General features: G+C 55.3%; 21 protein-coding genes and 1 riboswitch. Of the genes, 5 read left to right on the top strand and 16 right to left on the bottom strand.

What is annotated here, in order from left to right:
- Nucleotides 1-121 precede the first annotated feature (121 nt).
- The 5 genes from TW80_RS08200 to TW80_RS08220 all read right to left on the bottom strand — a co-directional run bounded on the left by TW80_RS08200 (nt 122) and on the right by TW80_RS08220 (nt 4,705).
- Entirely contained in the window at nt 122-595 is a 474-nt protein-coding gene (locus TW80_RS08200; protein ID WP_045997107.1) for a 6,7-dimethyl-8-ribityllumazine synthase, read from the bottom strand.
- A 68-nt stretch (nt 596-663) separates the two neighbouring features.
- A riboswitch (FMN riboswitch) is annotated at nt 664-796 on the bottom strand.
- 44 nt (nt 797-840) lie between these two features.
- Nucleotides 841-1,671: an ABC transporter ATP-binding protein gene (locus TW80_RS08205; protein ID WP_045996746.1), complete on the bottom strand. Its 831-nt coding sequence runs from the start codon at nt 1,669-1,671 to the stop codon at nt 841-843.
- Nucleotides 1,668-2,696: an iron ABC transporter permease gene (locus TW80_RS08210; protein WP_045996747.1), complete on the bottom strand. Its 1,029-nt coding sequence runs from the start codon at nt 2,694-2,696 to the stop codon at nt 1,668-1,670. Before TW80_RS08210 ends, TW80_RS08205 begins: the two co-directional genes overlap by 4 nt.
- Nucleotides 2,693-3,649 (bottom strand): FecCD family ABC transporter permease, encoded by a 957-nt coding sequence (locus TW80_RS08215; protein WP_446720133.1) that lies wholly within the window; start codon nt 3,647-3,649, stop codon nt 2,693-2,695. The genes TW80_RS08210 and TW80_RS08215 overlap by 4 nt, the downstream gene beginning before the upstream one ends.
- Before the next feature lie 66 nt (nt 3,650-3,715).
- Nucleotides 3,716-4,705, bottom strand: a complete 990-nt coding sequence (locus TW80_RS08220) for an iron-siderophore ABC transporter substrate-binding protein (protein ID WP_052700912.1) — start codon at nt 4,703-4,705, stop codon at nt 3,716-3,718.
- A gap of 308 nt (nt 4,706-5,013) precedes the next feature.
- On the opposite strand from TW80_RS08220, the gene TW80_RS08225 reads away from it, so the two are divergent.
- Complete coding sequence (locus tag TW80_RS08225) at nt 5,014-7,122, top strand: TonB-dependent receptor (protein WP_045996749.1); 2,109 nt, start codon at nt 5,014-5,016, stop codon at nt 7,120-7,122.
- 35 nt (nt 7,123-7,157) lie between these two features.
- Here TW80_RS08225 and TW80_RS08230 read toward each other — a convergent pair whose 3' ends face one another.
- The 3 genes from TW80_RS08230 to nth form a co-directional block, all read right to left on the bottom strand.
- Nucleotides 7,158-8,036 (bottom strand): helix-turn-helix domain-containing protein, encoded by an 879-nt coding sequence (locus TW80_RS08230; protein WP_045997109.1) that lies wholly within the window; start codon nt 8,034-8,036, stop codon nt 7,158-7,160.
- 282 nt (nt 8,037-8,318) lie between these two features.
- Nucleotides 8,319-9,314: an adenosine kinase gene (locus TW80_RS08235; protein WP_045996750.1), complete on the bottom strand. Its 996-nt coding sequence runs from the start codon at nt 9,312-9,314 to the stop codon at nt 8,319-8,321.
- Complete coding sequence (gene nth, locus TW80_RS08240; protein ID WP_045996751.1) at nt 9,311-9,955, bottom strand: endonuclease III; 645 nt, start codon at nt 9,953-9,955, stop codon at nt 9,311-9,313. The genes TW80_RS08235 and nth overlap by 4 nt, the downstream gene beginning before the upstream one ends.
- Before the next feature lie 93 nt (nt 9,956-10,048).
- Between nth and TW80_RS08245 the strand changes: the two genes are divergently transcribed.
- The 3 genes from TW80_RS08245 to TW80_RS08255 all read left to right on the top strand — a co-directional run bounded on the left by TW80_RS08245 (nt 10,049) and on the right by TW80_RS08255 (nt 12,544).
- A complete protein-coding gene (locus TW80_RS08245; protein ID WP_045996752.1) occupies nt 10,049-10,888 on the top strand; it encodes a methylated-DNA--[protein]-cysteine S-methyltransferase in 840 nt (279 codons plus the stop codon).
- 117 nt (nt 10,889-11,005) lie between these two features.
- Nucleotides 11,006-11,665, top strand: coding sequence for an OmpA family protein (locus TW80_RS08250; RefSeq protein WP_045996753.1), 660 nt, complete (start codon nt 11,006-11,008; stop codon nt 11,663-11,665).
- Nucleotides 11,666-11,776: 111 nt separating this feature from the next.
- Nucleotides 11,777-12,544 (top strand): FadR/GntR family transcriptional regulator, encoded by a 768-nt coding sequence (locus TW80_RS08255; RefSeq protein WP_045997110.1) that lies wholly within the window; start codon nt 11,777-11,779, stop codon nt 12,542-12,544.
- Here TW80_RS08255 and TW80_RS08260 read toward each other — a convergent pair.
- From TW80_RS08260 to TW80_RS08285, 6 genes are all read right to left on the bottom strand, one after another.
- Complete coding sequence (locus tag TW80_RS08260; RefSeq protein ID WP_045996754.1) at nt 12,526-13,272, bottom strand: CPBP family intramembrane glutamic endopeptidase; 747 nt, start codon at nt 13,270-13,272, stop codon at nt 12,526-12,528. The two genes, TW80_RS08255 and TW80_RS08260, sit on opposite strands and share 19 nt — an antisense overlap.
- 115 nt (nt 13,273-13,387) lie before the next feature.
- Nucleotides 13,388-13,945: a F0F1 ATP synthase subunit B gene (locus TW80_RS08265; protein ID WP_045996755.1), complete on the bottom strand. Its 558-nt coding sequence runs from the start codon at nt 13,943-13,945 to the stop codon at nt 13,388-13,390.
- Nucleotides 13,946-13,948: 3 nt separating this feature from the next.
- Nucleotides 13,949-14,497, bottom strand: coding sequence for a F0F1 ATP synthase subunit B' (locus TW80_RS08270; protein WP_045996756.1), 549 nt, complete (start codon nt 14,495-14,497; stop codon nt 13,949-13,951).
- A gap of 80 nt (nt 14,498-14,577) precedes the next feature.
- Nucleotides 14,578-14,799 carry a F0F1 ATP synthase subunit C gene (locus TW80_RS08275; protein ID WP_045996757.1) on the bottom strand — a complete coding sequence of 74 codons (222 nt, stop codon included), beginning with the start codon at nt 14,797-14,799 and terminating at the stop codon, nt 14,578-14,580.
- Nucleotides 14,800-14,859: 60 nt separating this feature from the next.
- Complete coding sequence (locus TW80_RS08280) at nt 14,860-15,612, bottom strand: F0F1 ATP synthase subunit A (RefSeq protein WP_045996758.1); 753 nt, start codon at nt 15,610-15,612, stop codon at nt 14,860-14,862.
- The gene (locus tag TW80_RS08285) at nt 15,602-15,937 is read right to left on the bottom strand and encodes an AtpZ/AtpI family protein (RefSeq protein WP_045996759.1); all 336 of its coding nucleotides are present in this window, start codon (nt 15,935-15,937) and stop codon (nt 15,602-15,604) included. The genes TW80_RS08280 and TW80_RS08285 overlap by 11 nt, the downstream gene beginning before the upstream one ends.
- Before the next feature lie 205 nt (nt 15,938-16,142).
- On the opposite strand from TW80_RS08285, the gene TW80_RS08290 reads away from it, so the two are divergent.
- On the top strand, nt 16,143-16,463 hold the full coding sequence (locus tag TW80_RS08290; protein ID WP_045996760.1) for an ArsR/SmtB family transcription factor: 321 nt from the start codon (nt 16,143-16,145) through the stop codon (nt 16,461-16,463).
- A 6-nt stretch (nt 16,464-16,469) separates the two neighbouring features.
- Here the strand turns inward: TW80_RS08290 and TW80_RS08295 are convergent, their stop codons facing one another.
- A complete protein-coding gene (locus tag TW80_RS08295; protein WP_045996761.1) occupies nt 16,470-17,345 on the bottom strand; it encodes a DMT family transporter in 876 nt (291 codons plus the stop codon).
- Nucleotides 17,345-18,223, bottom strand: a complete 879-nt coding sequence (locus TW80_RS08300; protein ID WP_045996762.1) for a LysR family transcriptional regulator — start codon at nt 18,221-18,223, stop codon at nt 17,345-17,347. The genes TW80_RS08295 and TW80_RS08300 overlap by 1 nt, the downstream gene beginning before the upstream one ends.
- Between the last annotated feature and the right edge of the window lie 20 nt (nt 18,224-18,243).

Below are 18,243 nucleotides of genomic sequence, written 5' to 3' on the forward strand. Positions count from 1 at the left end.
ACGCCATCCAAAGTTTCAAGCCTTCTACGAACTCGTAGTAGCGTTTAGCGCTGTCTGGTGGGACCGCAAAATCGTTGATCTAAGTGGTTGCGCCCCCGGTAATGCGCGGGGGCGCGAAACATTATTCGTTAACGACAGAAAGCGTTGCGCCCGGTAATGCGACGTCAAAAACGCCACGTACTGCGCGGGCTGCTTCGGCACCTTTCTCGACAAAATGGTTGCGGTAGAAGTCCGTCAGCAGTTCTGTTTCCTGATAATTATGTGGCGTGAGCGATACGCTAAACACGGGCACATCCGTTGCCATTTGTGCATCCATCAAACCGCTGACAACGGCCTGAGCGACGAAATCGTGGCGATAGATACCACCGTCAACCACAAACGCGGCAGCAACAACCGCGTCATAGCGCCCAGTCGCGGCCAGACGCTTGGCCAGCAGCGGCATCTCGAATGCACCGGGAACGTCAAAGGCATCGACTTGCGCTCCCGTCAGTTTGGTTTCGGCTTCGGCTAGAAACCCTTCGTGCGCACGATCAACGATGTCGGCGTGCCAACGTGCGCGAATGAACGCGATGCGTTTGTTTGAATAGTCAGTCATATCGGAACCCTCCGTTAGATACAAAAGGTCCCAAGGCTTTCGGCCATGCCACCCCATCGGGTAGACATGTCGCTTCTCTTTCATCCGGACTATGACCGTCGGCCCCGGAGTTCCACCGGATCTGCTGACCCCTTTCATGTGAAAGGGCGCTCGCGGGCTATTACCGCCGGTGGGGAATTTCACCCCGCCCTGAGAACAAAGCCAAACTACAGCTTTCACCAAAAATGGCCAGAGCCAGAATGATTTTACCCTGCGTTTTTACGCACAGTTCCTGTGTCGTTTGTAACTTTGTACCGTCCAACGGGAACCATCATCGGTGAACGCCCCACTGGGTCAGCCATGACCCGTGCATTTAGGCCAAAGACTTCGGTCAACATTGTCTCGGTCAGGATATCGGATGGTGCCCCGACAGAATGGACCTGCCCGTTCCCAATCGCGACCAATCGGTCAGCATACCGGGCGGCTAGATTGAGGTCGTGCAAGACCATGACGATTGTGGTTCCGCGCTCTTGGTTCAAATCTGTCAAAAGATCCAGCACATCAATTTGATGATTGATATCCAGATAGGTTGTCGGCTCGTCCAGCAGCAGTATCTCGGTACCCTGCGCCAGCGCCATCGCAATCCAGACCCTTTGACGTTGGCCGCCCGAAAGGTCCTCGACCAACCTTTCGGCCAAGTCATGTGTGCCTGTCATATCAAGTGCGGCGTCGACGGCGGCTTGGTCGTCGGGGGTCCAGCGCCCAAAAACACCTTGATGCGGATGCCGCCCGCGACTGACCAAATCAAGGACCGTGATCCCCTCTGGGGCGATTGGCGACTGCGGCAGAAAGCCAAGCTTTTGCGCCAATTTGCGCGGTGGCATTTTATGTAGGTCTTGACCAAATATCTGCACCCTACCCGTGCGCGGTTTCAACAACCGTGACATGGATCTAAGCAAAGTGGATTTCCCGCAGGCGTTCGCCCCAATAATCGCGGTCACCTCGCCTGACATGATTGTCAGATCAAGCTGATCCAAAACGGTGCCGTCATTATATCCGGTAACGAGGCCGCTGACCTCAATCGCTGCATTAGTCACAATGCGCCTCCGTTTCGATTGTCTTTGATAATGAGCAAAACAAGATAGGGCGCGCCCAAAACGCCCGTGACGATCCCGACAGGGTAACGCGCGGGTAGCAAAACTTGGCCCACAAAATCGGCCAGAACCACGAGGGCCGCACCGGTCAAAGCGGCAGGCAACAACAGTGATCCACCGCCTTTGATCAATCGCGCTGCGATTGGCCCGGCAAGGAATGCGACGAATGCGATTGGTCCAGTTGCTGCAGTCGCAAACGCCACCAATCCCACCGCTGCGCAGATCGCCACGATTTGCACGTGCCCTATGCGCACACCCAGACCAGCGGCCAAATCATCGCCCATGCGCAACACCTCAAGATCACGCCTGATCACAATAAGAGCGCCACCAAACAAAGCCAGCGCCAGCACGAGGGGCAGCGCCAATTCCAACTGTGCACCATTGGTAGAACCTGTCATCCAGCGTAGTGACTGCTGTAGCGACCAACTTGGCGCTTGCGTCAGTAAATAGGCGGTAAAGCTCTGAAGCATTGCGGAAATACCGATACCGACCAAGATCAATCGCGCCCCTGCCGCTCCGCCTTTCCACGCCAGCAAATAAATCGCTAGCGCCACCCCCAAGCCGGCCGCGACTGCGACGACTGATACAACGGCACCGGACAGACCAAGCATGACGATGCAGAACACTGCCGCGGCACTGGCACCAGAACTGATCCCGATGATGTCTGGACTTGCCAGTGGATTGCGTAGCAATGTCTGAAAGGTAACACCGCCCATACCGAAACACATGCCAGCCAATCCAGCGACGATGACCCGTGGAAAGCGCAAAACGCCCAAGGTAAACGCGTCGCCGCCGACATCAGCACCCAAGAGATATTGGCCAATCGTGATAGGCGAGATAAACGACCGCCCGATCATCAGGCTGACTAAAACGCCGCCCAGAAAAACCGCTGCGATGATGCACAGCCCCAGCCGTCTTTTCCGATCTGCGCGCAGTCGTAGCTGCATGAAGTTACGCGTCATACTCATAGGGCAGCGACCCTCTTGCGCCGGACGATCCAGATGAACACAGGCGCCCCGATAAAGGCAGTCACGATACCAACGTCAAGCTCTGCCGGGCGGGCCACAACCCGCCCTACGACATCTGCCAAAACCAAGAGTATTGCGCCACCTGCCGCTGAAGTAGGTAAAATCCAGCGATAATCTACGCCAAACATCAGGCGGCTTAGGTGTGGGACAACCAAACCGACAAAACCAATCGGTCCGCAGGCCGCTGTGACGGCTCCGCATAGGATAACCGCACCAAGCGCTGCAACAATGCGTGCCACCCAAACAGTTTCGCCAAGGCCCGTCGCGGTCTCATCACCCAAAGCAAGCAGGTTTAGCTTTCGCGCGGAAATGAGCGACAGCATGGTCCCAACAGCAATGAAGGGCACAATCGGCATGATACGTGCTTGCGTGGCTCCTCCGACCCCGCCGACAAGCCATGACTGCACGAGCCCAGCAATATCGCCGCGCGGCAACACAACGGCCGTCGTCAAGGAACTGAGCGCTGCGGTCAATGCAGCGCCCGCAAGCGCCAGTTTAAGCGGGGTCGCGCCTCCCGCGCCGAGACATGCAATTGTGTAACCGCCAACAGCGGCGAGGCTCGCGCCGATGATCGCGGCCCAAACATACATATATGTTGAATCCAGCCCGATCGTCGCCATACCAACAACGACTGCCAAGGCAGCCCCTGCATTTACCCCCAGAATCCCGGGATCGGCCAGTGGATTGCGCGTAACGCCCTGCATGACAGCCCCTGCCAACCCCAGAGCAGCCCCCGCCAAAAGCGCGAGAAAGGTGCGCGGGATGCGGCTGGCCACGGCGGCCGCCCCCATCGTGGCAAGATCACCGCTCAACCCATCGCGTAGCTCTGACAGGCTGGTGACCCGCGCGCCAAATGCCAGCGACGCCGCCACCGCGAGCAACAGCAAAAACATCAGCAACACAAGTGGTGCGCCGCGACCAAGCCGCGCCCCGGTTTTCATCTGGGAAGGCAATTCAGGCTACTCCGCCTGTGCTGCGGCCTCGGCCAGCATCGAGACATAATCTTGCAACACATATGGAATCGACAGAGGCGTCGGATTTGCAGCCGTCCCAATCGGATCATTTTGCAGCAACACAATTGATCCACGCGCAATCGCTGGCATCTTTTGTGTCAGAACGTAGCCTTCGAGTTCGCTCAATAGACTGTCTGTTCCATAGGTCACGATGATATCAACGTCGCTCAGCAGATCGATTTGCTCTGCGCTGACTTCGCCCACAAACAAACCGGATCGGGACAATTCAATCACTGCCTGCGGCGAAGCGATGCCCAAATCCTCTAGGAATGCGACACGCGTGTCCTTGCTGGTATAGAACGGTATGCGGCTAAGGTCTGTTGGGTCCAAATGCGTGACAAACAGTGCGCTCTTGCCCTCAAGCACCGGATGGGCTGCAACTGTTTCGCTGATCTGTTGTTCCAAATCGGCGATCAGCGCCTCGCCCTCTGCGGCCATCCCCATACCGGCGCTATTCATGCGAATGGTCGTGCGCCAGTCCGTTGTCCAAGGCGTTTGCGGAAAGGCAACGGTTGGGGCAATTTGGCTTAGGATTTCGTAGTCTTGCTGCGACAAACCCGAATAAGCGGCGAGGATGACATCGGGATCAGAGGCAGCGACAGCCTCAAAATCAATCCCATCTCCTTCGTCGAAGAGCACAGGAATTTCTGCCCCAAGCGCGTCGAGCTTTGCGTTCACCCAAGGCAAGACACCGTCACCATCGTCATCGCCAAAATTTGCGGCTGCCATCCCAACGGGAACCACGCCAAGCGCGAGCGGCACCTCATGGTTTGCCCAATTGACAGTCGCGACACGTTCTGGGGGTGCGGTGATCGTGGTGGTGCCATAGGCATGTGGGATCTCAATTGGGTATTCCGACTGCGCTGTCGCTGCGGAACCAACCCACACGCCAGCCACTGTTGCTAAAATCATCTTACCGACGCGCCAAAACTGCATCTGATTATCATCCTATTGCGAAGTCTTGCCCGGACATAAAGAGCGCCGCCAGTCGTGCGTCAAGCGGCCACGCAACAGTATCAGCCCCTTGATCCGACTCTTTTCATCAGGAAATGCCCAAAACAACAGAATCGTTCAAGACGACCCAGTTTTGTATCGCTAATTCACGCCTCAGTTCAGCCCACGCTAGACGCCTGACCCGGGTCACGCGTGCATTTCGCGTTAGCCAAACAGCCAAGAACACGATGCGCCACACGCATCAACACAAGACCCCCAAAGGCCCCGGCCGACATAGGAAATGCTCCGATATGTATACACCTCCTCCCACCAAAGCGGCGAGATCCGCGACCTTTGCGCTGTTGCTGACCACCTCGGCGAACGCCATGCTCTGTGCGATGCCAGCAACCGCGCAAGAAACCGATGGTTCCTATAGCCTCGGGACAATCTTTTTGGATGCTTCTGATGCGGATGACGAAAGCATTGTCGCCAACACGATTACCAGCGGCTCGGGCCTGCCCTCGGACGTGCTGGATAGCTCGGCTAGCATTTCGGTAGTAACGTCGGCAGAGATCGCCCAACGTGGCGCGACAAGCACTGAACAAGTTCTTCAATATTCATCTGGGGTCACGACCGATTTTTACGGACGCGACGACCGCTATGATTTCTTTAAAATTCGCGGCTTCGATGCCTACAGCTACCGTGACGGCATGCTGATCGGTGACGCCTTTGGCGGCGTCCGCGAAGAGCCATTTGCATTTGATCGTGTCGAAGTACTGAAGGGGGCGAACTCTACCGCGTTCGGCCTGTCGGACCCCGGCGGAGCCGTCAATTACATCACCAAGAGCCCGACAGGTGAACGCCTGCGATCGTTCTATGGCACTGTCGGGTCTTTTAATCACAAAGAACTGGGTTTTGATCTGGGTGATCGCTTTGCCCCCGACAGCACGTTGTCATGGCGCCTGACGGGCAAGATGCAAGATGCCGAGGCGGAAACTGATTACTCAAACGACGACGAAACATTCCTGCTTGCTGGTCTGGCATGGCGTCCGACGGATGCGACAACCGTCAGCTTGACCTATGATCACCTTTATCGTGACGGCTATCCGAACAGCTCTGGCTACCCAGCGACTGGCGAAGATTTCGACCGTAGCCTATTCTTGGGGGAACCAGATTTTAACTACCTGGCAACCGACCGCGACACTTACACGCTGAAGCTGGAGCATGACTTTGGTGGCGGGCTTAGCTTTGGGTCCACTGCGCGTTATACCGAAGGGACAGGCGGTTTCGGTTACGTCTTCTTGGGTGGCGTGACTGGCGAAAGCACTGTGTCGCGTTACTACTTCGCGAACATCGCAGAATTTGAGAACTTTGTCGCCGATGCCCATCTGCTCTATGAAGCTGATTTCGGTGGAATCGAAAGCCGCACTGTGTTCGGGACCGAATATCGTGATAACCACCGCGAAAACACGATGTGGTACACACAGGCCCCGGACATCGACTGGACCGATCCGGTCTATACAGGTGGGCTCGACCTAACCAGCACTGCACCGTATCGAGACACCACCGACGAGGTGACCGCCAGCTCGATCTACCTACAGCAAGAATTCGTCTTGAACCAACTCATCGCACAATTTGGTGTGCGTCATGACTGGATCGACCAAACGCGCATCACACATTTGGACAGTGGCGATGTCGAAACCGCTGGCAAGTTTGACGAAACGACCATGCGTGCGGGCCTGACGTATAAGATCACTCCGGACCTATCCGCATTTGCAAGCTACGCGGAATCAGTCGTTCCAGCCGGAGGCGGTTTTAGCCTAGAGCCAGAACGCGGCGAACAATACGAAATCGGTGTGAAATATCGCCCAACGCAAATTGCTGCACTGGTGACTGCTTCGGCCTTTGAACTGAGCAAATTCAACGAAACCATCACGAACCCTGATACGCTATTGGACGAACCAATTGGTGAATCACGTGTTCGCGGTTTTGAGGTTGAGGCAAAGGCCGAGGTGAACGACCAGCTCTCGCTTACGGCTGCTTACACCTACCTTCAAAGCGAAATCGTGAAATCCAGCAACGGGACAAACGATGGCAACGAACTGCCGCATACGCCTGAACATGCAGCGTCTCTTTGGGTGAACTATGTCGTGCCCGGATCTGCACAACTGGGCGATATCGACCTCGGCTTGGGCGCGCGCTTTACAGACGCTTACTGGCGCAACACGGCCAACAGCTCCAAGACGGAATCCGCATGGATCTTTGACGCAGCGGTTGGCTATGCCATCTCGGACACCACCGACATGCGCCTCAATGTTACGAACCTGTTTGATGAAAAGCACATCGCGCAGGGTGGTTTCTCGACCGACTATTACAACGCCGGTCGCGAAGTACAGCTGACGCTGAACCATAGCTGGTAAATCATAGGCTTGTCCGCGTTCATAGCGCGGGCAAGCTATCGCGACCGTAGTTCCCTGCGCCAAGCAGAAGGTGTCGTTCCTTCGTGACGACGAAATACACGGGTCAGGTGCCCTTGATCCGAAAAATCATGACGCAACGCAATTTCGGCAATTGTCATATCCGTCTGATGCAAACAGTCTTTGACCATCACGATCAACTGTTCTTGCTGCCACTGTAGCGGCGTTTTTCCCGTCGTCTTTTTGAAGGCATGATAGAACCAGCCTTCGGACAGTCCCACCGCGCGGCTGAGTTCTGCATTCGAAAGACGCCGACGCCCTTCGCTAAGCAGTTGGCGCAGCCTGCGAATTTGGCGGGGAGTAAGACCACCTTGAACCGTTTCGTCTGGTATCTCTGGCGTTACCGGATCAATCAGTCCGGTGATCATCGTAATTGCCAAGCTTTCAGCGAAATAAGGGCTACGGCTTGGTTCGGCGATCTCGTTAGCAAGCGCCTGCGCCACCATAGACAAGGCACCGACATCCTGTAGTTCGACCGGCTTGCGTAACGCTTCGCGTGCAGTGGCTTCGCTCATGATCGGGGACAAGCGAGACAGCAGCCATTTGCTATCAAGATGTAAATCAAGATGTGAAAAAACATGCCCCGCATTGAACTGCGTCCACATCGGCACGCCCGCCGGGACATAAAGCGCACGCAACATCGGGCGCCATTGTTGCGAATTATCTGAAACCTGTTCGGACAGGATGATATTCCGCGAGACGTCATTAAAGAAAAGCATCACGCGCGGATCAGGTGATCGATAGTAACCCGTTGCTCCGGCCTCTCCGTGGGCTTCCCAATGAACCGCACACATCCCTTGAAACGACCGCCATCGCACCGGAGAGGTGCTCCGAATGCCGTCGGTCTGACAGATCATAGAATGCATGAATCCCAAGGGAGTGATCCTATCTGGCTAGGTTTGCAAAAATCATGCTGGCAGCTGGTTTGCGCTGACGCGAAGAGTGCAACGACCAAACGCGGACGTTGGGCCGTGCAGGGTCGCAAACTAGATAGTTTTACTAAGGTATTCAAGGGTTGCTCGTTTTTCGGGACCTACCGACTCGCACCACAACCCAAACGAAAACGGCCCACCCCAGCGCAAATCTGGGGTGGGCCGTTTAAGATTACGGATTGCCGATAAACCCGACCGTGCCGTGGATCAGGGAATCAGGCCGTGCTCTTTAAACAGCGTTTGCAGGTCCGCCTCGGGGCGCGCGCCAATATGGCTGATGACTTCTGACGCAGCGATATTCCCCATCTTGCCACAAGTCGGCAGATCGTATCCGTTGGTGATGCCCCACAAGAAGGCCCCGGCAAACAAATCGCCAGCACCCGTTGCATCAACGATTTTGGTGGGAACAGCTGGGACGTGCCAACGATCACTGCCCGAAAGGATGTGAACACCATTCTCGCTATCTGTGCAGGCGACAGTCGCGACCTCGGAAGCTGCTTGGGACAGCGCAGCATCAAAATCGTCGGTCTGATACATGGACAGCATTTCTGCGCGGTTACAGAACAGCAAATCAACATGATCTTTGATCATAACGCGGAATGCGTCGCGGTGCCGATCAATGCAGAACGGATCGGACAGGGTGATTGAGACCTGCCCCCCTGCCCCTTTGCAGGCGTCAATCGCCTTTGCAAACGCGGCATGGCTCTCTGGTCCGTCAAAACGATACCCTTCGAGGTAAATCCACTCAGCATCTGCCATTTGTGCTGTGTCGATGTCATCAGGCGACAAGAACTCTGTCACGCCCAAATATGTGTTCATCGAGCGTTCGCCATCAGGCGTCACAATCACGATGCAGCGGCCTGTTTCGGCCTCTTCGGTTTTCGGGGCGAGAGCCGTTTCATAGGTCGCACCCTGTGCGCGCAGGTCATGGGCAAAAATCGCGCCAAGCTGATCGTCTTTTACCTTACCCACATAGGCAGTACGCCCACCAAGCTGTGCAATACCCGCAATCGTGTTCGCAGCGGAACCGCCGCTGACCTCTTTGGCTGGACCAACGCTCGCATACAGTGACACGGCACGATCCATGTCGATCAGCTGCATGATCCCTTTTTCGATGCCAGCACTCGCCAAGAACGCGTCGTCCGCGCGCGCCAAAACGTCCACCATCGCATTGCCGATACCGACAACCTGAAACTTTTTCATAGGTTTTTATCCTCAAATAGACAGAGATCGCGGATCAGACAGGCCGCGCATTTGGGTTTCCGGGCAACACAAGTGTAGCGCCCGTGTAGAATCATCCAGTGATGGGCATGCTGCTGGAAGTCAGCGGGAATATGGTCTTCGACGGCGCGTTCAACCGCATCAACGTCTTTACCAACGGCAACGCCGCTGCGATTACCGAAGCGGAAAATATGCGTATCGACCGCCTGGGCAGGTTGGTGCCACCACATATTCAAAACGACATTCGCTGTTTTGCGCCCCACACCGGGCAAGGACTGAAGCGCCGCACGTGAATTTGGGACTTCACCACCGAATTCATCAACGAGTATCTGGCTCATTTTAATGACGTTTTTCGCCTTTTGACGAAACAGGCCGATTGTCTTGATGTGATCAGTTACACCCTCAAGCCCAAGGTCCAACATCTTTTGCGGAGTATCAGCAATTTTGAACAATTCGCGCGTGGCTTTGTTCACGCCCGCATCCGTGGCCTGCGCCGAAAGGGCGACCGCAACAACGAGCGTATAGACATTCACATGCTCTAGCTCGCCTTTGGGTTCGGGCTCTGCCGCGTGAAAGCGCGTAAAGATCTCGCGGATCGTATGATAATCAAGCTGTTTAACCATCCGGCGGGTATGCCTTTTTGGGGCGTTTGGGGCAAGCCACAGATGCGCAATAATCGGGTCGCTAACGTGCGGTCTTATCCCTAGATTAGGCGCATGGATCAAAACGAAACATATCATTATCACGTCATGCGGCGGGCAATCGACGCCATAGACGCGGCCGCAGACAACCAAGTCAGCCTTGGTGATTTGGCCGAACAGATGCAAATGAGCCCAGCCCATTTTCAGCGAACATTTTCACAGTGGGTCGGGGTGTCGCCAAAACGGTATCAGCAATACCTCACACTTGGGCACGCCAAGTCGCTGTTGCGCGACCGTTTCACCACACTCGAAACCGCACAATCCGTGGGTCTATCAGGAAGCGGTCGGTTGCATGACCTATTCATCCGATGGGAGGCCATGACACCGGGCGACTATGCAAATGATGGTGAACCGCTGACAATTCACTGGGGCTGGTTCCCAAGCGCATTTGGCCCTGCCCTCGTCATGGGCACAACGCGCGGGATATGTGGCATCGCTTTTGCCGCAGAAACCGGCGAAGAGGCGGCCATGATCGACATGACAAATAGATGGCCCAAGGCGCAGTTTGTCGAGGCACCGGGCGTGATCGCGCATTGGGCGATGGCTGCGCTGGGCCAAAAGGGGGCAACGCAACTGCACCTGATGGGCGCGCCCTTTCAGATCAAAGTATGGGAAGCCCTATTGCGAATACCAACAGGGCACGTGACGACCTATTCCGAAATCGCGCAATCCATCGGCAGCCCCAAAGCTGTACGTGCCGTCGGCACAGCTGTCGGTCGGAATCCAATTAGCCTGCTCATCCCGTGCCACCGCGCATTACGCAAATCTGGTGCGCTTGGGGGCTATCATTGGGGGCTGCCGGTCAAGCGCGCGATTCTCGCGTGGGAATCCGCGCGTGCCGACGCGGCCCCTTAATTTTAGGCGGAACCATTCCTATGACGAATGCGTTATTGGATAACAGTGGCTTTCAGATCATAAGCTGCAGTATCCATAACGCGCATTTTGCGCACCCATATCGAATGGAACGAAAACATGAAATTTTCAAAATTCCCTCTTGTTGCGGCGGCTGCGTCGCTCACTCTTGTAGCCGCATGTGAACCTGGTGGTCCGAACGATTATCAAAAGACGCAACAAGGTGCCTTGATCGGTGCCCTTGGTGGGGCGGCAGTCGGCGCCCTGACAAACAACGACGGCTCTGTCCGTGAACGGAACCAAGCCGCTCTGATCGGTGCTGCATTGGGCGCAGGCGCTGGCGCAGCCATTGGGAACAACCTCGACAAGCAGGCCGAAGAACTGCGTCGTCAATTGCGTAGCGATGTAGGCGTGTCTAACAACGGCACTGATCTACGTGTCGTGTTGTCACAAGACCTGCTGTTCGCAACCGATAGCACCGCAGTTTCTGGCGTTTCACAAAACGAACTGCTGATCGTGGCGCGGTCGTTGAACAACTACCCGAACACCACCGTGAACGTCGTCGGTCACACCGACAACACCGGCGAAGCAAGCTACAACTTTGACCTGTCGCAGCGTCGCGCACAGGCGGTGGCTTCCGTATTGCGCAGCGGTGGGGTTGCCCCATCTCGTATCCGCGCAATTGGTGCCGGTGAGAACCAACCTATCGCGTCCAACCTGAATGCTGCGGGTCGCGCGCAGAACCGCCGCGTAGAAATTATCATCACGCCAAACGGTTAACCTATCCATCTCAGGACGATGTGAGAGGGGGCTGCGATATCGCGGCCCCTTTTTCGTTGTGATGGGCGTGGGCCGGTCATATAAATTGACCAATCTAACGGAATGATCGCAATGCCCTTTGAACCAGTTCAACAAGAAAAGCTATCGCATGGCGTAATCCGCCAGATCGAAGGGCTTATCCTACGTGGCATTTTGCGCCCCGGCGAACGGCTCCCGTCTGAACGCGAGCTAAGCGAACGGATGGGCGTTTCTCGTCCTTCGCTGCGCGAGGCGCTCGCTGATCTCCAAACGCGCGGCTTACTCAGCTCTCGGGCGGGTGCTGGGGTCTTTGTCGCTGACGTTTTGGGGTCAGCATTTGCCCCCGCGCTGATCACCCTATTTGCGACACATGACGAAGCGGTCTTTGACTACATTGCCTTTCGTCGTGACATGGAGGGGCTGGCCGCAGAACGCGCCGCCCGCCTTGCAAGTGCAACAGACCTTGCGCTGATCAACACCATCTTTGAAAAGATGGAGGCCGCCCATGACAAACGCAATCCGGCAGACGAAGCCTATCTCGACGCGGATTTTCATCTGTCCATTATCGAAGCAAGCCACAACATCATCATGCTACACATGATGCGGTCGATGTATGAACTGCTGCGCGAAGGCGTGTTCTACAACCGTTCAATCATGTTCAAACAGCGAACGACTCGCGATACCCTGCTAGATCAACACCGTGCGATCAACGACGCATTGCAGGCCCGTGATCCAGAGGCCGCCCGTGCCGCGGTCGAGGCACATTTGAGCTTTGTCGAAACGTCATTGGCAGAACAGCAAAAGATTGATCGCAACGAAACTTTCGCTCAAAAACGGTTAGATCACGAAACCTCGCGCTGATGATCATCCTGAATCAACTGTGCCCAGAGCCATAAAGAAACCAAGGTTTGGATCATAATCCCGATCAATGCGTAGGGGTGCAGGACCTCGGCAATCCGGCTCAGATAGACTAGAAAGTCCCAAAGCGCGTGCCAGATAATCACGCCCCATAGATTGCCAGTGCGCAATGCGACAGCGGCCAAGAAGACGCCCACCAAAAATGCAAAACCCACCTGCTGGAGCGTCGCCATCCACGGTTGCCCATTCAGGTCGTTGATGAAATGCATCAACGCAAACAGCGCCGCTGATATCAGCATCGCCCAAAACACGGGTAATCGGTCGTTTAGCGCGCGCAGCAACACCCCACGAAAAACGATTTCTTCGGTAATTCCGATAAGCAAAGGCACGACAACCAGTAGCCCCCAAGTTTCAGCGGCCAGCCCTATCAAGCGCTGATCTTCGGTTCCCGCAACGTCTGACGCCATGACTGCCATCAATGCGATAGATGGCAATAGCCAGAGCAATGAAGGCCAATGAGGCCGACGAAATCCGATGCTGTACCAATCGCTGAAATAGCGAACGTAACCGAGACAGAGCGCAAGCAGCAGCAATTTTACCGGAAGCAAGCGCCACATGACCGCAATCGTATCGGTTGGCGGTTCGGACAATCGAAAGGTCACGACTGCTGCGCAAAACAGTATCATCAAATATAAAATCAACAGCCCAAGTGCAGAGCGGATTTTGATCATGACGGTGAGCTCATCGAGGGCATGCGATCAGTCTTTGGCGTGTGCGCCCCTATGTCAACGAAAAAGCCCGGATGCGTAACATCCGGGCTTTGAATTGCTTAGTGATCTGCGTTGCTTAGTGCAGCTTGTCAGCAACTGTCGCGATTGAATCGTCGATCAATGCACCAGCAGATTTCGCATCCATCTGCTTAGCAATGACGTCTTTGGCAGCGCCAACAGCTACAACAATAGCTTGGTCGCGAACGTCTTTGACAGCAGCGGCTTGAGCACTTGCGATCTGATCTTCTGCAGCAGCCAGACGGCGTGTAATCGAAGCAGCGATTTCTTCTTTGGCTGTTGCCGCAGCTTTGGTTGCTTCGTCTTTCGCAGATGCAACGATACGCTCAGCTTGCTCTTGAACTTCTTTTTGCTTGCGCTCGTAAGAGGCCAGAACAGCTTGTGCTTCTTCGCGCAGCGCTTTGGCTTCGTCGAGTTCCGCCTTGATGCTATCGGCACGCTTATCAAGCATTTCACCGATGGTCTTTGGGACCTTGAGGTACAGCATAATGCCGACCAGGATCAAAAACGCGATCAGAACAACAAAGTCAGTGTTCTTGAGCGAAAAGAATGGACCGCTGGCTGCGAATGCAGGTGACGCGCTCAGGGCGAAGAGTGCGGAGAAAATCAAACGCATGACTTAGCCTTTCATCCGTGCCGTCACCGCAGCGGTGATGGTTTTTGCGTCAGCTGTGCCACCCATAGCAGCAACCAGTTCTTTGGTTGTCGCCTTAGCAACGTCAGTGACTGACTTGACAGCACCCTCGCGAATTTCAGCAATTGCTGCTTCGCTTTCGGCTGTCTTGGCCGCGATCTGTTCGTCTGCTTTGGCAAGCTCGGCGTCCAGTTCGGCCTGAATTTCTGCTTTGGCTTCAGCAACGATCTGCTGGGCCTGTGCACGTGCATCAACAAGGGCCTTGTCGTAAGCAGCTTCTGCTTCGGCAGCTTTGTTCTTGAGCTCTTCGGCAGCAGCAAGATCATTTGTGATTGTGCCAGACCGCTCTGCTAGAACCGCAGCGATGCGGGGCAGTGCGATGCGAGACATCACAAAGAAAGTCGCGGCAAGCGCAACGAGTAGCCAGAAAATCTGGTGTGGAATCCAGTCCGCGCAAAGCTGCGGCATGCCGATGGCACCGCCACTTGCGTCGAGGCAAGCGCTTGCTGCGGATTCGTGTGTTTCTGTCGCCATAGTGGCCCCCGAATACCTTGTGATTTTACTGGCTGGCGCAGGTTACTGCACCAGCCAGACGTAAGGATAACGGCTTCGTCTTAGGCGAACTTCAGCAGAAGCGCGACGAGGAACGAGAAGATCCCCAGAGCTTCGGCGAACGCCAGGCCGATGAAGAGTGTTGCTGTCTGCGAAGCAGCAGCAGATGGGTTGCGCAGTGCGCCTGCCAGGTAGTTGCCAGCAACGTTACCAACGCCGATGGCTGCAATGCCTGAACCGATTGCTGCCAGACCGGCACCGATGCTTGCGATATCGCCTTCCATGAGAATTCTCCTTACGATTGGAAGTTTAGTAAAGGGTGGAATTGCCCACCCTTGTGGTGATTAGTGAGCGGGGTGAAGCGCGTCTTTTAGGTAGACACACGTCAGGATCGTGAAAACATAGGCCTGAATACCAGCCACCAAGATTTCAAGACCGTAGATCGCGGTGATCCCAAGGATCGCAGCAGGGCTTGCCAGCGTCAGGGCTGCAAAGCCTGCGAAAACCTTGATCACGACGTGACCCGCAGTGATGTTGCCAGCCAAACGAATGGACAGGCTAACAGGACGAACGAAGTAAGAGATCACTTCGATGATCGCGATGATTGGGCGCAAGAAGCCGGGCGCATCCTTCATCCAGAAAAGGCCGAGGAATGCAGCGCCATGCTTTACAAAGCCAAGCACAGTAATCGCGATAAAGACACCGAAACCAAGCACCGCAGTCACAGCGATCATCGAGGTCGGGCTATAAGACATTGGCAGCAGCGCCAGATAGTTCGCAAACAGGACAAATACGAACATTGTCATGATGTATGGGAAGTATTTGACCGCGTCTTTGCCTGTCACATCTTCGATCATCTTGTAGACAAAGCCATACATCAGCTCGCCAACAGATTGGATGCGTGAAGGGATGATACCGCGGCCACGGCTACCCAGAACAAATACGCCGATGACGCAAAGTACGAGAATTGCCAACCACAGGGTCAGGTTCGACGGTGTGTACCAGTGTACGTCACCATTGCCGAACAACGGCTTGGGAATAAACTGATCCAGCGGATGGAATACCAGACCACCTTCGGAGTGTGTTTCAGTCGCCACTTGCGTCACCCTTTTCTTCCGCAGCTTCCTGCTGCTTCATCTGTACCTCTTTGGCGGATCGCATCATGGTCTGAACACCAGCCGCGAGGCCAAAGAATATGAACAGCACCAGAAAAATCGGCTTTGTCCCAAAGAGGGTATCCAGCCCGTATCCGATGCCAAAGCCGATCCCAAGACCAGCCACTAGCTCTATCACCATCCGCCAGGCAAGCTGCGCTTGCGAATAATGTTCTTCCTTGTGGTCCTTGTCTGGCGCGGGCGCTTTGAGCGCCTCAATCTTCGCTTCTAGCGCCTTTAGGCGATCAGCGTCGTGCGGATCAGACATGTCATCATCCCCTCGGAAGGTTGAGGATGGTTTAGGTGCGACGCCTTACAGAGTCAAGCAAACGTGATAACAAATTAAGTGCCTGAATTTAATACATAAAACCACAAATCAGATTCGCAATTCACCAGAACACGCGCCCAAAATGCCGCAGAACAACATTCAACCAAATGGTTGACGTTTATTCAGAACCCCGCTTAATCGGCGCATGACTAACCCGCTTGACCTTGTGTTTTCCGCCCTTGCCGATCCAACCCGCCGGGCCATCCTTGCTATGCTGCTCGAGGATGACATGGCCGTGACCGATGTAGCAGAGCCATTTGATATGTCGCTCGCGGCGATTTCCAAGCACTTGGTAGTACTTACGGCTGCGGGGTTGATCAGCCAAGAAAAGCGCGGGCGCGTGAAATGGTGCAAGCTGGAACCAGATGCGATGCGTGAGGCATCGGTCTGGATGCAGGCCTTTGGGCAGATGGATGCCGTTGACCTTGATGCGTTCGAGGCATTTCTTGAACACGAGCTTAAGTAGCCCAGCCTAGTCGCGTAGCAGCATCACCAATGCGATAACCGTCAGTACCAAACCCAGCACCACCATCGCAGGCGGCGCTGTCCCGCCTAGCGCGATATCCCATACGATTACCCATGATGGGGTCAGATAAGTGTAGGCCATCACCTTTGAACTTGGCAGCCGCAGCGCCGCAAATTGCAGCAACGTAAAGGTCGTCGCGCTTGCGATCACGGCGGTGTAAAGAATGGTAATCCAAACGATGCCGGGCAGATTGGCCCAGTCGGTCGCCACCAAATCGCGCCACCCAACGAAAGTCAGGATAATCGCCCCCGCAACCAACGTGCCAAATGTAAAGACGAGCGTCGGCTCGCCGCGATTAAGTTTACGTACCATCGGGGTATAGGCCGCATGTGCAACACAGCCCCAAAAATAGATCATCTCGCCCTTGCCGATCTGAAACCGCAGTAGCGCAGCAATATCGGCACGAAAAATCACCAAAAGCGCCCCAAGCGCGCCAATTGCTAATGCCAACGCCATTCGCGCGGTCAGAACCTGCCGCAAGAGCAGCCAACCAAATCCGGCGCTAAGGATGGGCGTCAAGGTAAATACAGCCGCCGCACTCACAGGGGCCGCAGTTTTCAATCCCTCAAACATCAGCACAAAATAGGTGGTAAAGAACGCCGCCAGCGCCAAATAGCGCCAAGGTGCCTTTAGCGCATTACGCGATATCCCCGTCGTTAGGTAAGCTGCCGTGCCGATAATTGCCCCTGCGATCCAAAACCTGACCGCATTCAGCGCAAGTGGCGTGATTTCATTCGCAGCCAACGCGCCTAACGAAAAAGACCCCGCAATGAGGACAGAAAACGACAGCATCGCAAGATGCCCAGCGTGAGCAGGCTTCATTAGCAGCTAATGCCCTTCACTTCATCTTTGAGGAAACGCAGGAACGCCTGCACCTTGGTCGTGCGATGAAGATCGACATGGGTGACCAACCAAAGGGCTGATTCCCATTCTTCCAGCGGGGGGATCACCTCGGTCAGGCCAAGGTCACGGTTCAACAAGTGGCTTTGAACAAACCCAATCCCCGCACCCGTCAAGACGGCATCCCGCATATGGCGATTTTCGCTGGCCAGATAGACGATCCGATTGCTCGGGATATTCTCGCGCATCCATTTGGCAAAGGGCGCACGCGTGTTTTCATCGTCGTGCCCGACGAACAAATGGTTTTCAAAATCTTCGACCCCGCTTGGGATACCATATTTTTCGACATAGGGCGCCGCCGCGACGAGCGACATGCGCTGCGACATGAATGGCTGCACGACATTGTCGGGCTCTTCGGGCATGCGACCCGCACGCACAGCGACATGGGCCTCACCATATTCGAGCCGAAACACGCGTTCGCCGGTACGATAACGCACGCGCACCTCTGGGTGGTTCGCCTGAAAGCGCGTCAAAATCGGGGTGAGCAGATCAGACACCATTTCGAGTGATGTGACGACCAGATCGCCGGAAACGCCCTCGCCCTGCCCTTTGATCCGCCCGGCCAATTGGGTGAATTGATCATCGGTCGCTTGCGCCACCTGTAACAGGTCCTGCCCCGCTTCGGTTGCGGTATAGCCACGCGCATGTCGTTGAAACAGCTTCACGCCCAAACGCTGCTCTAGCGCATCAATGTGGCGAATGACGGTGGCATGGTGAACACCTAGTGCATCCGCAGCCCCACTCACTGTACCTTTGCGCGCGACCTGATAAGCCGTTCGAATTTCGTCCCAATTGTCCATGACCTACCCCTGTGCGCTGA

This window comes from Loktanella sp. S4079 (genome assembly GCF_000967725.1).
Classification (GTDB): domain Bacteria; phylum Pseudomonadota; class Alphaproteobacteria; order Rhodobacterales; family Rhodobacteraceae; genus Yoonia.

What these genes read in the sequence shown, in the direction of transcription:
- TW80_RS08200 (WP_045997107.1), bottom strand. Translation starts at nt 595, where the DNA reads ATGACTGACTATTCAAACAAACGCATCGCGTTCATTCGCGCACGTTGG.
- TW80_RS08210 (WP_045996747.1), bottom strand. Translation starts at nt 2,696, where the DNA reads ATGAGTATGACGCGTAACTTCATGCAGCTACGACTGCGCGCAGATCGG.
- TW80_RS08215 (WP_446720133.1), bottom strand. Translation starts at nt 3,649, where the DNA reads ATGTTTTTGCTGTTGCTCGCGGTGGCGGCGTCGCTGGCATTTGGCGCG.
- TW80_RS08220 (WP_052700912.1), bottom strand. Translation starts at nt 4,705, where the DNA reads ATGCAGTTTTGGCGCGTCGGTAAGATGATTTTAGCAACAGTGGCTGGC.
- TW80_RS08225 (WP_045996749.1), top strand. Translation starts at nt 5,014, where the DNA reads ATGTATACACCTCCTCCCACCAAAGCGGCGAGATCCGCGACCTTTGCG.
- TW80_RS08230 (WP_045997109.1), bottom strand. Translation starts at nt 8,036, where the DNA reads ATGATCTGTCAGACCGACGGCATTCGGAGCACCTCTCCGGTGCGATGG.
- TW80_RS08235 (WP_045996750.1), bottom strand. Translation starts at nt 9,314, where the DNA reads ATGAAAAAGTTTCAGGTTGTCGGTATCGGCAATGCGATGGTGGACGTT.
- nth (WP_045996751.1), bottom strand. Translation starts at nt 9,955, where the DNA reads ATGGTTAAACAGCTTGATTATCATACGATCCGCGAGATCTTTACGCGC.
- TW80_RS08245 (WP_045996752.1), top strand. Translation starts at nt 10,049, where the DNA reads ATGGATCAAAACGAAACATATCATTATCACGTCATGCGGCGGGCAATC.
- TW80_RS08250 (WP_045996753.1), top strand. Translation starts at nt 11,006, where the DNA reads ATGAAATTTTCAAAATTCCCTCTTGTTGCGGCGGCTGCGTCGCTCACT.
- TW80_RS08255 (WP_045997110.1), top strand. Translation starts at nt 11,777, where the DNA reads ATGCCCTTTGAACCAGTTCAACAAGAAAAGCTATCGCATGGCGTAATC.
- TW80_RS08260 (WP_045996754.1), bottom strand. Translation starts at nt 13,272, where the DNA reads ATGATCAAAATCCGCTCTGCACTTGGGCTGTTGATTTTATATTTGATG.
- TW80_RS08265 (WP_045996755.1), bottom strand. Translation starts at nt 13,945, where the DNA reads ATGCGTTTGATTTTCTCCGCACTCTTCGCCCTGAGCGCGTCACCTGCA.
- TW80_RS08270 (WP_045996756.1), bottom strand. Translation starts at nt 14,497, where the DNA reads ATGGCGACAGAAACACACGAATCCGCAGCAAGCGCTTGCCTCGACGCA.
- TW80_RS08275 (WP_045996757.1), bottom strand. Translation starts at nt 14,799, where the DNA reads ATGGAAGGCGATATCGCAAGCATCGGTGCCGGTCTGGCAGCAATCGGT.
- TW80_RS08285 (WP_045996759.1), bottom strand. Translation starts at nt 15,937, where the DNA reads ATGTCTGATCCGCACGACGCTGATCGCCTAAAGGCGCTAGAAGCGAAG.
- TW80_RS08290 (WP_045996760.1), top strand. Translation starts at nt 16,143, where the DNA reads ATGACTAACCCGCTTGACCTTGTGTTTTCCGCCCTTGCCGATCCAACC.
- TW80_RS08295 (WP_045996761.1), bottom strand. Translation starts at nt 17,345, where the DNA reads ATGAAGCCTGCTCACGCTGGGCATCTTGCGATGCTGTCGTTTTCTGTC.
- TW80_RS08300 (WP_045996762.1), bottom strand. Translation starts at nt 18,223, where the DNA reads ATGGACAATTGGGACGAAATTCGAACGGCTTATCAGGTCGCGCGCAAA.